The sequence below is a fragment of the uncultured Alteromonas sp. genome (assembly GCF_963976965.1).
Classification (GTDB): Bacteria; Pseudomonadota; Gammaproteobacteria; order Enterobacterales; family Alteromonadaceae; genus Alteromonas; species Alteromonas naphthalenivorans.
Genome location: NZ_CAXBMP010000030.1, coordinates 35,057 through 50,481 on the forward strand (window position 1 = coordinate 35,057; position 15,425 = coordinate 50,481).

13 protein-coding genes are annotated in these 15,425 nt (G+C 43.6%); 8 read left to right on the forward strand and 5 right to left on the reverse strand.

Annotated elements, in window-relative coordinates:
- Positions 1-13 precede the first annotated feature (13 nt).
- The gene (gene rplU, locus AAC006_RS17720; protein WP_013785542.1) at positions 14-325 is read right to left on the reverse strand and encodes a 50S ribosomal protein L21; all 312 of its coding nucleotides are present in this window, start codon (positions 323-325) and stop codon (positions 14-16) included.
- A gap of 778 nt (positions 326-1,103) precedes the next feature.
- Here rplU and ispB point away from each other — a divergent pair.
- Positions 1,104-2,078 carry an octaprenyl diphosphate synthase gene (ispB, locus tag AAC006_RS17725; RefSeq protein ID WP_013785543.1) on the forward strand — a complete coding sequence of 325 codons (975 nt, stop codon included), beginning with the start codon at positions 1,104-1,106 and terminating at the stop codon, positions 2,076-2,078.
- A gap of 4 nt (positions 2,079-2,082) precedes the next feature.
- Here ispB and AAC006_RS17730 read toward each other — a convergent pair whose 3' ends face one another.
- The 3 genes from AAC006_RS17730 to AAC006_RS17740 all read right to left on the reverse strand — a co-directional run bounded on the left by AAC006_RS17730 (position 2,083) and on the right by AAC006_RS17740 (position 6,619).
- Positions 2,083-2,802, reverse strand: coding sequence for a divalent cation transporter (locus tag AAC006_RS17730; protein WP_013785544.1), 720 nt, complete (start codon positions 2,800-2,802; stop codon positions 2,083-2,085).
- A 179-nt stretch (positions 2,803-2,981) separates the two neighbouring features.
- Positions 2,982-4,301 carry a Xaa-Pro dipeptidase gene (pepQ, locus tag AAC006_RS17735; RefSeq protein WP_013785545.1) on the reverse strand — a complete coding sequence of 440 codons (1,320 nt, stop codon included), beginning with the start codon at positions 4,299-4,301 and terminating at the stop codon, positions 2,982-2,984.
- Between the two features lie 254 nt (positions 4,302-4,555).
- The gene (locus tag AAC006_RS17740; RefSeq protein ID WP_260563520.1) at positions 4,556-6,619 is read right to left on the reverse strand and encodes a transglycosylase SLT domain-containing protein; all 2,064 of its coding nucleotides are present in this window, start codon (positions 6,617-6,619) and stop codon (positions 4,556-4,558) included.
- Positions 6,620-7,067: 448 nt separating this feature from the next.
- Between AAC006_RS17740 and fadB the strand changes: the two genes are divergently transcribed.
- Complete coding sequence (fadB, locus tag AAC006_RS17745) at positions 7,068-9,218, forward strand: fatty acid oxidation complex subunit alpha FadB (protein WP_013785547.1); 2,151 nt, start codon at positions 7,068-7,070, stop codon at positions 9,216-9,218.
- Positions 9,219-9,236: 18 nt separating this feature from the next.
- On the forward strand, positions 9,237-10,400 hold the full coding sequence (gene fadA, locus AAC006_RS17750; protein WP_339892054.1) for an acetyl-CoA C-acyltransferase FadA: 1,164 nt from the start codon (positions 9,237-9,239) through the stop codon (positions 10,398-10,400).
- Positions 10,401-10,489: 89 nt separating this feature from the next.
- On the opposite strand, the gene AAC006_RS17755 is transcribed toward fadA, so the two are convergent.
- Positions 10,490-11,458: an integron integrase gene (locus AAC006_RS17755; protein ID WP_126873150.1), complete on the reverse strand. Its 969-nt coding sequence runs from the start codon at positions 11,456-11,458 to the stop codon at positions 10,490-10,492.
- A gap of 251 nt (positions 11,459-11,709) precedes the next feature.
- On the opposite strand from AAC006_RS17755, the gene AAC006_RS17760 reads away from it, so the two are divergent.
- The 5 genes from AAC006_RS17760 to AAC006_RS17780 all read left to right on the forward strand — a co-directional run bounded on the left by AAC006_RS17760 (position 11,710) and on the right by AAC006_RS17780 (position 14,440).
- Positions 11,710-12,132 carry a hypothetical protein gene (locus AAC006_RS17760; protein ID WP_013785560.1) on the forward strand — a complete coding sequence of 141 codons (423 nt, stop codon included), beginning with the start codon at positions 11,710-11,712 and terminating at the stop codon, positions 12,130-12,132.
- A 118-nt stretch (positions 12,133-12,250) separates the two neighbouring features.
- Positions 12,251-12,631 (forward strand): hypothetical protein, encoded by a 381-nt coding sequence (locus AAC006_RS17765; protein WP_126874108.1) that lies wholly within the window; start codon positions 12,251-12,253, stop codon positions 12,629-12,631.
- 78 nt (positions 12,632-12,709) lie between these two features.
- Entirely contained in the window at positions 12,710-13,081 is a 372-nt protein-coding gene (locus AAC006_RS17770) for a hypothetical protein (protein WP_221885339.1), read from the forward strand.
- Between the two features lie 160 nt (positions 13,082-13,241).
- Positions 13,242-13,898, forward strand: coding sequence for a LysE family transporter (locus tag AAC006_RS17775; protein WP_085306442.1), 657 nt, complete (start codon positions 13,242-13,244; stop codon positions 13,896-13,898).
- A 134-nt stretch (positions 13,899-14,032) separates the two neighbouring features.
- Positions 14,033-14,440, forward strand: a complete 408-nt coding sequence (locus AAC006_RS17780; RefSeq protein WP_126874107.1) for a GFA family protein — start codon at positions 14,033-14,035, stop codon at positions 14,438-14,440.
- Positions 14,441-15,425: the final 985 nt, after the last annotated feature.

Consider the following 15,425-nt stretch of genomic DNA (forward strand, 5'->3'; position numbering starts at 1 on the left):
GTTCGTGCTCCTATTAAGCGTTAATGCCAGTAATTTTCACTTCCGTGAACCACTGACGGTGACCCATCTGCTTACGTGAATGCTTACGACGACGGAACTTAACGATTTTAATTTTATCGCCACGACCGTGTGTAACCACCTCAGCAGTCACCTTACCACCAGCAACGTTTGGTGTGCCGATTTTTACGTCGTCACCGTTGCTTACCATTAAAACTTTGTCGAATTCAATCGTGTCACCTGGGGCAACTTCGATTTTTTCTAGACGAACGGTTTGGCCTTCGGCCACACGGTGTTGTTTACCGCCACTTTGGAAAACCGCGTACATAGTTAACTCCGCTCTGCGTCACTGACGCAATCAATTCAAAAAACAGGGCGCGAATTGTACGTGAAACATCCGCAAATCACAACCCCGATTCTGATAAAAGTAGATTATTTTTCCAACATGGGTGAATTTTTGCGTGAATTCACCCAAAAATGCACGTTGTCACACTTAGAAAACAGCGCTAAGTAAATGGACAAACGGTAAAATTCGAGATGATAACCGCCAAATTCGATAAGCATTTATAACTAATAAAAGCATGGAATGCGTTATCTGTAGATGGAAAATCGAATACGATCCAACCGCGCCGATCTGATCATAAAAACGCGCATAAACCGCGCCTTTAAATCACCGTGATCAAAACGATCGAATAACAGATCCGAGATTGTAGCATTTTGATCTGAACTTCGCAGCTAGCAAAAAGAATATTTCTGAAAATACACATTTCACATCAAAATTGAGTGATAGCACCTATAATGAGACTTAACGTAAGTATATTAAGTATATATTAACGACTGATTGATAATTGGCTGTGCAATTCCCGAAGATATGTTCACCGTGACCTTTTCAAGACATGTCGACTGCGATTCGGTTGAATTGGCTGGGTAATACGTTTAATTCGGTAGCCAATGCGTTTAATTCGGTGGCCAATGCGTTTAATTCGGTGGCCAATGTGTTTAATTGGGTGGCTAATGTGTTTAATTGGGTGGATAGTACAGCGCATTCAGGTACAATCAGCCCCTATAATTGCCTAAGAAATGAATAAGTTTTTACGCCCATGCCAATGGATATAAATCAAATACGCGCGCTATCAAACGATGATATGCAAGCGGTTAACCACTTGATTCAACAGCAAGTCGACTCTGACGTTGCACTTATTAATCAATTGGGATTCTACATTGTTAATAGTGGCGGTAAGCGCCTTCGCCCATTACTTACCGTGTTAAGTGCACGTGCAATGGGCATTGAAAATGCTGACCACCATACCCTCGCCGCTATTGTTGAATTTATACATACCGCCACCTTGTTGCACGACGATGTGGTAGATGAATCGACCATGCGACGCGGACGTGAAACCGCTAACGCCGTATTTGGTAACCAAGCATCAGTGTTAGTAGGTGACTTTCTATATACCCGCTCATTTCAGATGATGGTAAGTTTAAAACGCATGCGTGTTATGGACATTTTATCTGAAGCAACCAATCAAATTGCCGAGGGTGAAGTATTGCAGTTAATGAACTGCAACGATGCCTCTACCACAGAAGCACGGTATTTCGACGTAATTTACGGTAAAACCGCCCGCTTGTTTGAAGCGGCTACGCAACTGGCAGCGGTATTAACCGACCAACCAGAAAACGTAGAGCATGCCATGCAAGAATACGGCAAGCACTTAGGCACCGCCTTTCAGTTAGCCGACGATATTCTAGATTACATGGCCGACAGTGATGAAATGGGCAAAAACGCAGGTGATGATCTAGCGGAAGGAAAGCCTACGCTACCTTTGCTATATGCAATGTGGAATACCGACAGTGAAGAAGATAAAGCCCTTATTCGCGATGCCATAGAGCAAAGCAACGGTTTACCTCACCTTACCCGCATTCAACAAATCATGGAAAGCACTGGGGCACTCGATTACACCCGCACGTGCGCCAACAACGAAGTAAAAATGGCTATTGATAGTTTATCTATTATTCCAGATTCACCTTACAAAGAGGCATTGATTGCTCTTGCTCATATCTCGGTAGAACGCACTAGTTAGTGCGTTAACCCGCTTCAAGCATAGCGCCCACCAGCCCCACTAAAAAGCCAAGTATTGCGCCTAAGGGGGGTAACCAATGGTTTTCCATGCGAATACCAGGGGCTATGTCTTGAAATACTGAATACAAAATTCCCCCTGCTGCAAATAGCATAATGCCACTCATGATGACGGGGAAATCTGCCAAATAATAAAACCCTACTGCGCTCATTATTGGGCCAAGTAAGCTCATCAATACAAAAATCCAAATAAGCTTAGTACTACGGTTTTTGTTTGCTGGGGTCATTTCACGATAAGCATTAAACCCTTCTGGTAGATTTTGTACTGCTATTAACACGCCTAACAACATAGTACCTCCACCTAATGCGGCAGTGGTGCCTAGCGCTACGGATTCTGGCACAAAATCACTTAACATGGCGGCAAGTTGGCTTCCTGCGGTTTTCTTTTTTGCCAGATAAATATCCAACGCCATAAAGGCAAGTGCCCCGCCGACAAAACACCTACACGCCATTAAAACCGATACGTCTTTGATACCTTCAGGCACCAACACTAATGCTACCGCTGAAATTAACGCACCCGCCCCCAAGGCTAAAATACCGTGACGCAATTCTTGTTCTAACCACTTAGGACGGAAGCCTTTTACCTTAGATAAGAGCGCACCAGCAGGCATAGCGAGGCCAGCTAAGGTTGCCACTATAATGAGATTTAGAATATCGGGTTGCTGCATGTTTGCTCCCTATGCCTTGAGTCGTTCCATTACTTAGCCTAACACTATTGGTAAAGTGCTTAATAACCATAAAAAAAAGACAGCTCAACGTTGCTGCCTTTTTTCATTGTTCTCGCTGAGCGCATCTATAATTTTTAAGCCTAACGCTATTAATCATAGAGTGATGCGTGGCGATGAGATCATTTTAAATTAAGATCTCGGGTCATGTTTTCGTTCTTATCGCGGTGCACAATGATATTGTCCTCAATGCGAATACCACCGAATGGACGATACGTATCTACCGTATCCCAATTGATGTATTTCGACGCTGGGGTGGCTTTTAAGTCTCTGAGCAAGCTGTCAATAAAATACAAACCAGGCTCGATGGTAAACACCTGGCGCGCTTCAATCATGCGCGTACAACGTAAGAAAGGATGATCTTCAGGGGCAGGCTTAGGTGTACCTCTGTCGTCATTTACCAAACCACCTACATCGTGTACTTGCAGCCCTAAAAAGTGGCCAATGCCGTGAGGGAAGAACGTTCGCGTAATACCTTGTTCAACAATATCTGCCGCCGGAAGATTCACAATGCCTGTGTCTTGTAGGATTTGAGCTATACCTGCATGGGCAAGCAAATGAATATCGGTATAGGCGACACTTGGCTTAAGCGAATCTACCAAGGTTAGCGTAACTTTATCCACGGCTTGAATAAGGTCTGAAAATAGCGTCGAGTTTTGACTGTAGGTTCGGGTGATATCAGCAGCATAACCGTGATAATTTGCTCCTGCATCAATTAAGAAAGAACGAGACTGCTTTGGGGCAATGGTATCGCACTGCATGTAATGCAGAATTGCCGCGTGTTCGTTTAGCGCAATAATACTTGTGTAAGGCACGTCGTTATCGCCTTGGCGGCACGCTGCGCTGTACGCTAAATTAATATCAAATTCACTTTTGCCTTCAATAAAGGCTTGCTCTGCCGCTTTGTGCCCTGCTACCGCCAGCTTGTTTGCTTCACGCATACACTCTAGTTCGTAATCGGTTTTATACGCCCGTTGGTAATGCAAATAATGCAGCACTCTATCTGGGTTTACGTTTTCAAACCCTAATGCTTTAGCTACTTCAATGTATTCCCCAACATAAGCAAAACCACGCTTATCGTAAGGCAGGTGTTTCTCGACAGCATCGGCTTGTTGAAGCAAAATAATATTGAAGCTGTCGGTCCAAAAATCTTGTGGCTCTGGCGGTACTTTGTGCCAGAAGTCTTCTGGGCGATAAAAAATAAGGGTAGGCTTATCTTCACCATTAACCACTAACCAGCAATTGGGGTTATCGATAACCGGCACCCATGCTTTAAATTGTGGGTTTACCTTAAATGGATAATGGTTATCGTCTAAGAACAAGCGCTTGCCTTGCCCTGAATGGATGACTAACCCTTCTAGCCCTTCACGCTGAAGTGCTTCACGAGTGCGAGATTGAAGTTCATCGATATGTTGCTGATAGCTTGCCTGATGTTTTGACATAACACCTCATTTAAGTTTTTTGATTTGCATGGCTAACTGGCCTTCTTCAATGAGCAACGCGTTACCAGCCGTTTCAAATACGCTGGTTCTACGCTAGCTTCACTAAGTGCGAGAAGTGAATAATATTAGCCATTGTCGTTAAGTGTGCTTCTCTTCTAAGGCGACTTGAGTACGCTCTCTTAAAGGAGAATAGTGTACCACGATAGCCGCTTAGCTTTCACCGAGCGGCTTGTATCATTAGTTAAACATCTGCGCTAGTGAGGCGCTAATTGCAAGGTTCCCGTTACAGGGTGGGTGCTAACTGCACTTGATGAAGGAATAACATCTTGGGTAAGCTGCGGAAACACGTTTTTATTTTCACCCAGCTGATGCTCGTAAATATACTGATAAGCCAATACCGCTTTTACGTAACTACGGGTTTCTTTGTAAGGAATATTCTCAATCCAAATGTCCACTGGCAACGCTTCGCCTGCGGGTAACCATTCCAACACTTTACGCCAGCCAGCGTTATACGACGCCGACACCAATACAGGATTATTATCAAGTTTATCGCCTAGATAACGTAAATACTGCACACCGTAGTCGAGATTATTCTCAACTTGAAACAAGGTATGTCGACTGACTTTCTTTTTGGCTAAGTATTGCGCGGTACCTGGCATAAGTTGCATTAACCCTGCCGCGCCCACCGGCGATACTGCGTCTACCATGAAAGAGCTTTCACGACGGGCGATTGCCATCGCAAACGCTTTTGATACGTCGTAGGTTTCACTCTTTTCACTAAATTGTGACTCGAACGCCAAGGGGAAACGACGCTCAACATCGTCCCAATAACCACTTTTAGCGAAACTGATGATGGCTTGGTCGTATATACCCCACTCGTAAGCCAGCACTCCTGCATCAGTCACTTGTGAATCGGGTAAATTCGATAGCAAATAGCGCCACTCTCGACGCGCACTCGTAGAACGCTCTAAACGGTAAAATTCCGTTGCCCGTTGGGTAGCGGGGGTATTCGCAATAGCGTGCACCGCACTTTGCACCCGAGGCGCTGGCGTATATGCCAAATTAGGCTGACTATTAATACGGGCACTCGCCATAAAACCATAATAATTGCGTTCGGTGGACAGTTGCTGATACATCACCGTAGCCTGCATCACATTCCCTAGTTCTTCGAGCGCGCGGGCTTTCCAATAGCGGAAGTTTTCCTCTTGCTGGAGTTCAGGACTGGCGGCATCAATCACATCGACGACCCGCTGCCATTGTTTGCCGCGAAGCAAAAACGACACATGCCAAAATTTCACATCATCGCTAGCACCTGCGATATCGGCCTTATCTAGCCATTCATGGGCTTCAGGTAAGAAATCTAAAGTCGCGCTTAAGGCAATAGCCCGTTGAATAATATGTAATTCAGGCTCTGAGAAAATGTTTTTCGGGGCGTAGGTATTGTAAGCCTTTATTGCCGCTTTAGGGTTTCTCCACGCCAGTTTTTCTATACCCCAGGTTAATATTTCAGCTTCGCTGTTTTTGTGTTTCAAAGGAAACAGGCGGGTTCGGTTAACTAAACTTACATCACGTGATACCGATGACCACGCATCGGCTAAATACTGATGACTAGTGGGCAATTGGCGTTTTAAATAAGGAATAATGCGGCGATTATCTTCTTTCGCTGCAATGGCAATACGCTTAACCACTTTATCTGGCGTCATGAGGCCATTGCTTCGCCACTTTGCAAATAGAGGGTCGCATTCATCGGGCTGCGACTGGCCGCTGTACCAAAGAGGGTCTACATCCGTTAGCACAGGTTTGGGATCGTCGGTACGTTTTAATTTGTAACCCAAGGCTTGGCAGGTAAGTTTAGCGCCCATGCCATCACGATAACTACTTAAAAACGCGTTTTCGTGGCCTTGAGAAGATAGGTAGTTCAGCCATCTATAGCGCAAACCATAACTAACAGGTTGCCCCGCGTAATCTTCTAGAAACTGTTCTACTTCACGCTGAGTTTTAAGCGACATGGTGCGTTCTAATCGCAAACGAAGTAGATACGGATAGAGTGGATAATTCGCCAACCCGTAAATTTCTGCGTCTAAATCTTCTAAACGTCTTTTCGGTAGGGTTCGTAAGCTTTTTTCTAAAATTAAGAAACGTGCCCGCTCATCGGCGTAGATGTCATCAGGGAATAGCGGCGAAACTTGCGCATGGCTTAGCTGAAGGCAGCTTGAAATAGCCACTATCGTAAATAACCCCAATGGCTTATGCAAAGGCAACTGCTTGAAAAATGCGAGTGCAGTTGGAAAAAAATTTATTCCTACTTTATACGACACAATGTGAACTCCTACCCCTTGTTGCATTCAAATACACCAGAGTTGGTGTAATGATAAAACGATGCTTGCGTGAAAGCCGAAAAATTATCGGCGTGGATCCGTGCCACAGAAGTAAAAAGTGCCAGCGTTGATGATTATGACTTACAACCATTTACATCATGATTGTAGATTATTGTTTTGCTGGATTGGCGCTTTGCGTCAATAGCATCCATTATACAAGCACTATTATTGAAATGAAGCTTGATTTTCGATGAATGACCTCCATTTTTAACAATTGAAACGCTCGTTTGAATTTTTCATTGATATTTTGTTTAAGTTTAGTTAAAAAGCTAGCCACCCTAACGCATTAGTGTTGTGGTACGACCAGAATGTATGTTTGGTTTATACGCTTATAGCGAATGGTTAGATTGCTACACTACTATCCCGGCCAACGCCGAAGGAGATGATAATGATATACACAGGCAAGAGTTTATCCGTCAGTCTGTTAGATGATGGCTTTGCTGAACTGGTATTTGATGCCGAAGGTTCAGTAAACAAGTTCGACCGCCAAACGGTGACAGAACTTGATGAAGCAACCCAAGCATTGCTTAAAGAAAGCGGTGTTAAAGGCTTAGTAGTACGCAGCGCAAAATCTGCATTTATTGTAGGTGCTGATATCACCGAATTTACCGGCTTATTCGCGATGGATGAAGCCGAAGTACTAAACTGGGTAGCAAACACGTCTCAGGTGTTTGACCGCTTCGAAGATTTGCCTTTCCCTACCGTTGCTGCCATTAACGGTTTTGCATTGGGTGGTGGCTGTGAAATGACACTAGCCTGTGACCTTCGCGTTGCAGATACAACTGCCTCTATTGGCCTACCAGAAGTTAAATTAGGCATAATGCCTGGCTTTGGTGGCACCGTACGTTTACCTCGCTTAATTGGTGCCGACAATGCACTAGAGTGGATGACCACAGGTAAAGACAGAAAAGGCGCAAAAGCCCTTGCTGAAGGCGCCGTTGACGCCGTAGTTGCACCAGAGTCATTACGCGACAGCGCACTTTCTATGCTAAAAGATGCCGCAGATGGCAAGTTCAAATGGGAAGCACGTCGTGCTCAGAAGAAAGCCCCATTACAGCTAAATAAAAACGAAGCTATGATGAGTTTTTCTACCGCACAAGCCATGGTATTTGCCCAAGCAGGCAAGCACTACCCTGCTCCGCACAAAATGGTAGAAACCGTTCAAAAAGCCGCAGGCCTTGACCGCGATGGCGCACTTAAGCTTGAAAACGCTGGCTTTGTTGCCCTAACTAAAACCGATGCAGCGCAAGCGCAAATTGGTATTTTCCTAGCCGACCAGCTAGTAAGAAGTAAAGGTAAGAAACAAGCTAAAGCTGCCACAAAAGAGGTAAAACTTAATGCCGTACTGGGTGCGGGCATTATGGGTGGCGGTATTGCGTATCAAAGTGCTGTTAAAGGCATGCCAGTGATCATGAAAGACATTAACACTGAAGCACTAGACCTAGGCTTAAACGAAGCTGCCAATATTCTTGGTAAAGGTATGCAGCGCGGTAAAGTTGATGCCAAAACCATGGCAAAAACCCTTAACGCTATTACGCCTACCCTTGACTACAACACGCTTAAAGATGCAGATCTTGTGATTGAAGCCGTTGTTGAAAACCCGAAAGTAAAAGGCATAGTGCTTAAAGAAGTAGAAGACGTAGTGGCCGATGACGCTATCATCTGTTCTAACACCTCTACTATTTCAATTAACCAATTAGCGAAAAGCTTAGACAAGCCAGAACGCTTCTGTGGTATGCACTTCTTTAACCCAGTACACCGCATGCCATTGGTTGAAATTATTCGTGGTGAAAATACCTCGGAAGATACTATTAATGCCGTAGTGGCCACCACACTTCGCATGGGTAAAACCCCAATTGTGGTTAACGATTGCCCAGGGTTCTTGGTAAACCGCGTATTGTTCCCTTACTTCGCAGGCTTCAGTAAGTTGCTAATAGATGGCGCTGATTTTGTTGCTGTTGATAAAGTAATGGAAAAACAGTTCGGCTGGCCAATGGGCCCCGCTTACCTAATGGATGTTGTTGGTATTGATACTGGCGACCACGCTGCAGACGTTATGGCAGCAGGTATTCCAGAGCGTATGGCACGTATTGGCGACGACCCAGTAACCGTGCTTTATAAAGAAAAACGCTTAGGCCAGAAAAATGGCAAAGGCTTTTATAACTACGGTAAAGACAAGCGCGGTAAGCCTACGAAAGTGGCTGCTGAAGAAGCATACAGCTTGCTTGCTCCTATTACAGCCGATACCAAAGACTTCGACGCGCAAGACATTATTGCACGCTTGATGATCCCTATGGCTAACGAAGCAATTCGTTGCCTAGAAGAAGGCATTGTAGGTACTGCAGCTGAAGCAGATATGGCCTTACTTTACGGTTTAGGCTTCCCTCCATTCCGCGGTGGTGTATTCCGCTGGATTGAAACAATGGGATTAGCGAACTTTGTCGAACTAGCCGACAAATACGCCAGTCTTGGCCCGATTTACCAAATTTCAGATGGCGTTCGCAAGATGGCCGCTGAAGGTAAATCTTACTTCGCTTAATTCCCAAGGAGACTAATAATGAAAGAAGTCGTAGTTATCGATTGTGTTCGTACCCCTATGGGACGCTCGAAAGCCGGTGTATTTAGAAATGTTCGTGCAGAGACTATGTCTGCCGCGCTAATGACCGCATTACTTGAGCGCAACCCAGGTGTTGATCCAGCAGAAATTGAAGACATTATATGGGGCTGTGTACAGCAAACCAAAGAACAAGGTTTCAACATTGCGCGTAATGCGCAATTGCTAACCCAAATTCCACGTACTACAGGTGCAGTCACCGTTAACCGTTTATGCGGTTCATCGATGCAAGCATTGCATGATGCGACTAGCGGCATTATGAGCGGTCGTGGCGATATATACATGATTGGTGGTGTTGAGCACATGGACCATGTACCTATGAACTACAACATCGACTTTCACCCAGGCCTTGCTAAGTACACCGCAAAAGCCTCTGGCATGATGGGTATGACCGCCGAGCTACTTGGTCGTCAAAATGGTATCACTCGTGAAATGCAAGATGCGTTTGGCGCACGTTCGCATCAGCTAGCGCATAAAGCACACCTTGAAGGCCGCTGGGCTAACGAGATTGTGCCTATCGAAGGCCATGATGCCAACGGTACGCTTAAACTGATTGACCATGATGAAGTTATTCGCCCAGAAAGCACAGCTGAAAGCATGGCGCAACTTCGCCCTGTGTTCGACCCAGTAAACGGCACCGTTACAGCAGGTACATCATCAGCGTTGTCTGACGGTGCGTCTGCCATGTTGCTTATGTCTGCCGACAAAGCAAAAGCACTAGGTTTAACACCTCGCGCTAAAATTCGTTCAATGGCAGTGGCAGGTTGTGATGCAGCTATTATGGGTTACGGCCCAGTACCGGCAACACAAAAAGCCCTAAAACGTGCTGGCCTTAGCATGGACGATATTCAACTGGCTGAGTTCAACGAAGCCTTTGCTGCCCAAGCACTATCGTGCATTAAGCAACTAGGTTGGATGGACAATCTTGATGACAAGATTAACCTTAACGGCGGCGCTATTTCACTAGGCCACCCTCTAGGTTGTTCTGGTTCACGTATATCAGGTACCTTGATTAACCTGATGGAATCGCAAGATGTAGAGCTAGGCTTAGCCACCATGTGTATTGGTTTAGGCCAAGGTATAGCCACTGTATTTGAACGTGTGTAATTAATTATTTACGTTTTATTGAAAGGGCCTTCGGGCCCTTTTTTGTTGCATGAGGTTCGTAAAGCACAATACAGCTTGAGCAAACACGACTATTTTAAAACACGGGAAAGCGGGCTAACTACCCCTTGCGCCCCCTGTTGTAATACATGAGTGTAAATTTGCGTAGTTTTCACATCAGAATGACCAAGTTGCGTTTGCACAGTACGAATGTCGGCACCCGACTGTAAAAGGTGAGTAGCAAATGAATGTCGTAAGGTATGCGGCGTAACCTTCTTTTTAAGCCCACACGCACTTGCGGTTATTCTTATCGCCTTTTGTATGCTTGATTCATCAATATGATGTCGACGCGTTTTTCCATTCTCGGGATCAACCGATAAACGCGCAGAAGGAAAAAGATAATGCCATCCAAGTTCTTTAGGCGCATTTTGGTATTTAACACGCAAACGATGAGGCAAATATACCCCTTGGTAACTAGGGTTATCTAAATCTGCAATAAGGTAACTTTCAACTACACTTATTTGCCGATTAAGCCCAGGTTTTAGCTCTGATGCTAAAGTAACAACACGATGTTTGCCGCCTTTACCATCCCATATTCGAATAGCGTTGTAGTCGAAATCAATGTCTTTTACACGCAACCTCACAGCCTCCATTAAACGTAACCCGCTTCCATAAAGTAACGAAATAGGTAACTTTAAATGAGCAGGAAGTTGAGCAAAAAGCGCAACCACTTCGTCTTGCGTAAGCACAACAGGTAACTTGGCTTGCCTGCGACTTGTAACAAAATCAAGGCTCAAGGAAAGAGGCTTTTCTAGTATGTCTCGATAAAGAAATGCCAACGCATTGAGTGCGCTGGCTTGAGTAGCCGGTGCTACATTCTTTTTATTCACTAAGTGAGATAGAAACAATTCTACTTCTTTGTCTCCCATCTCGGCAGGATGCCTAGTATTGTGAAACCGAATATAACTAACAATCCACCCACTATAAAGCTGTATAGAGCGCTTAGCGTAACGGTGATTTCGCATGTGTTGAACCACCATTTGCATAAACATTGATTTCATTTTTATTTTTCACATTTAAACTGTAATTACATACAGCATTACGATTTTTTAGTACGCCGTAAAATAAAAAGGAAACATTCCGTACTTAAGTACAGTGTTTTCAGATACAAAGTGTAGGATATTGATATAAGTTAACTTACGTGCGAAAGTTAAAATATTATTTGGGTGATATATGGAAACTTTCCGCCTTGCATAAAGGATTTTTTCCGTACACTAAATTGTTATGTGCAGGTTTAATTTATGAGGGTTAAATGGATTATTTCTCTTCATGCTCATGCGAAGCCGTTCGCGTAAAACTATCACTTCCTAGGTCAATCGAAAGCTATCAACCTAGAGAATGTGACTGCGACTTTTGTAAGCATCATAGTCTTGCGTACATATCAGATCCGCTTGGAAAGTTAAGCGTTAACTCAAGTGCCTCAGTCAATTTTTTAAAGCAAGGTTCAGAACAAGCCTCCTTTATTCAATGTTCTAGATGCAACCAAGTCGTGGCGGTTTTTTACGATGCAGAAAAAGTTAAAAAAGGTGCTGTATCCGCTACTCTATTTGCCAATCGTCATTCTTTCAATGAATATCAAACCACTTCACCTAAATTGTTGAGTTCGGCAGATAGACGTGAGCGTTGGGGTAATTTATGGTTAACTGTGGTTTTAGAAATAAGCGAAAACACATAACAAAAAAATCAAGTTCGCCCGCTGCGCGGGCTGGGACGCAAACATGCGGGGCGGCTTCGCCATTATGCCCCACACGTCTGCGCCCCTTATTTAAAAGTTATATGCTTTTGAGGAATTCATGCTATCTATCGCTGAACAAAACAAAGAAGTGCATGTGAAGTCTTACTGTCAGAGTTGGTTAAGGCTGCTTTCTCTACAAAAGTTCAACGAAGCCCAGAAACTATTGGATTGTCCAAACAGCTGCGGAGAAACTTGGACAGAAGCCAAATTAAAATTTGCAGTTCAGGAATATTACAACAATACATCGCCAGTAACATTCCAAAATGAAGACCTTTCCAAATGTTCTTCTGAATATTTGGAAACCGAATCTGGAAACCTAATTTGTGGTTTTTATCTTCCGTCTAATAGTGAGATTACGGATTTAACAGTGGAGTTTGAGTTTATCCCGCAAGGTAATGGATTTTATGCAGCAACTATCAACGACGTCCATGTGTTGTAATAGGCACGCATATAACAACTCAATAAACTCGCTCACTTTGTTCGCTGGGACGCATACACGCAGGGCGGCTTCGCCATTATGCCCTACGTGCCTGCGCCCGTTATTGAAAAGTTATATGGAAAGTTAAACATGTGGGACTCATTCAAACCTGACAATTGGAATACCTTACCTCACATATCAGGGCGAGTTGCCTCTGAAATGGATGTAAAAAACGGCTTAGCTGTTTTCTATATACCAGAGGGTAGCTTTGTACTGGATGCCAAATTACCTACATGTGTTATTCAGATTAATGAAAAAACAGGAGAACGAACTCCTGCCGTCGTAATTCAGGCAGAACAAATCGGAGAACAAGTTTACCTTGGTCTGCGTTATCTTGACGGTGGTAATGGTATTTGCGGGCTCGAAGAAGTGGAACAACTAGAAGAACCAAACGAAGAGTTTGCCATATAACAAAACACTAAAGGCGCTCGCGCTGCTCGCTGGGACGCTAACACATGGGCTGCGTCACTTCGTTCCTAATTTTAGCCCATGTGTTATTGCCCCTTAGTGGGGTGTTATATTTTTATTAGAGTTCTGTGCATATTTCAAATATCAATAAAAGGTGATTCATATGGATGTAAATTTACTAGGTATCTTTGTTACTGTTGCAATAGCACATTTTCTTGCTTTGTTAAGCCCTGGACCTGACTTTGTGCTTGTTGTAAAAAGTGCAATTAAAAACGAAGGTAAAAACGCTATTGGTGTTGCATTAGGCATTGCATCAGCTAACGCGGTGTATATCGGTTTATGTTTAATTGGCGTAGGTTCTATTTTAGCTGCTTCTGTTCCTGTAATGATTGCATTAAAAATTATCGGTGGGTTATTTCTTATTTATCTAGCGATACAAGCCTTACGCGCCCGTAAAAGTTCATATAATAATTTAGATATTATAGAATCTAAAAATAACGACTATAGTAAATCGACTTTTTTAAAGGAGTTTGTTACTGGATTCATGTCTGGGATATTAAATCCCAAGAATTTATTGTTTTACCTTAGTCTTTTTACTGTGGTGCTTACCCCAGAAGTAGGCTTTGCTTTTAAGTTAGGCTTAGGGGTTTGGATGACCGTTATTGTATTCTTATGGGATTTATCTATTATTTTCTTGCTTTCAACCCGTACAGTGCGCAGCAAGTTTACTAAAGCAGCTTATTACGTTGATAAGATTACGGGTGCATTGCTAGGTTTTATTGGTTTTGCCATTGTAAAATCAGCATTGGTGAAGCAGTAAAAATATAACAAGTAATTAAACAAGGACAAAAAACAGTTGGCTTTTGCTCCTTCGTCGCTTATTTTAGCCAACATATTTTTTGCCTGTTAATTAGGCGTTATGTTTACAATCATTTATCTAACACGGAGGTTATTATGGCTAATATAATTTCAGGTAGTTGTTGCTGTGGAGACGTAGAGTTTACACTAGAAGATAATTTCAGTAATTTTTTCTTTTGTCACTGTGAACAATGTAGAAAGTTAACTGGTAGTGCTCACGCTTCTAATTTATTCACTTCACCTGATAATATAAATTGGGTTAAAGGTGTTGAAAAAATCAAACGCTATGATCATCCCAAACGTTCTTTTTCGAAAGCATTCTGTGAGAATTGTGCATCTGGATTACCGTTTATATCGCAAAGTGGTAAATCTTTAATTGTTCCTGCTGGCAGTTTAAATGAAGAACCATCAATAAAACTAGATGCTCAAATTTTTAGCTCGGAGCAGACTGAATGGCACAAAGAAGGTCTGCTAGTAGCTAAAGTTTCAGGCTTTCCAAAGTAAACATAACAAGCCAATCAAGCGGGACTGCTAACAGTTTGCTCGGTTCCACTTCGTTTCACATTTTAGCAAACTATTATCAGCCCCTTATTGGGGCGTTAGAAGGCGTCAGCCTAAACTGCATTTGGCTTAATACAAATATCAGTTCAACAGCCCTCACCTGTTGTTCGCAACATCGCTCTGGCTTTAGGTGCTTTTAACTTCGCCGCTTTAAATTCAAAGGTCGCGCAATAGGCGCTTTATCGCCAAATTCTTATTTTACTCGGTAAGCGCCATTGCGTTTGCTAGTTCAAATGGCGGCTTGCTTCAGTCAGATCAGCAACATCACTGCGCTGGCATTTTGCTTGTTTGCTTTAACAATCAATCGTATGCTGGCTTTATTAGTTTTTAATAAGGCCAAAGGTATAGGCTCTGCTTCTAACAAAGCGCTTAAGCCACTCCCTTCGGTCGCTGGGACGCCTATACGCGGGGCGGCTTCGCCATTATGCCCCACGTATCTGCGCCCCTTAGCTTAAAGTTAGGCGTCATTTACCTACAGCATAAAAAAGTAGGTTTAACTGTGACATTCCAACATCAAGGTTGTTTCGCTAGGTTGTCTTTACAGCTTGCTTTTTCGGTAGGTTCAACGGCTTTAGCAACGCGCTTTTTATCAACACCGTAACGCCAACATTTAACATCATCAGTATTCTAAACTCGCTCTTTTATCCAGCAATGTCGTTAACATCTGGCATTTCGTACAGGGTTGTTTTATCTTAAATTCAATAATTTAAACACGCGGTCTATTTGGCTAGTGGCGGCAGCAAAGCTGCGTACGTTCCTTTGTACGCCTAACAAAACGCTCTTGGCACTCCCTCCGGTCGCTGGGACGCTAACACGTGGGCTGGCTCGCTTCGCTCGGATTTTAGCCCACGTGCTAGCGCCCCAAAGCTTAGCGTTAGAAGGCGTCAGCCTAAACTGCGTTTGGCTTTATAAAAATTCCAGTTCAACC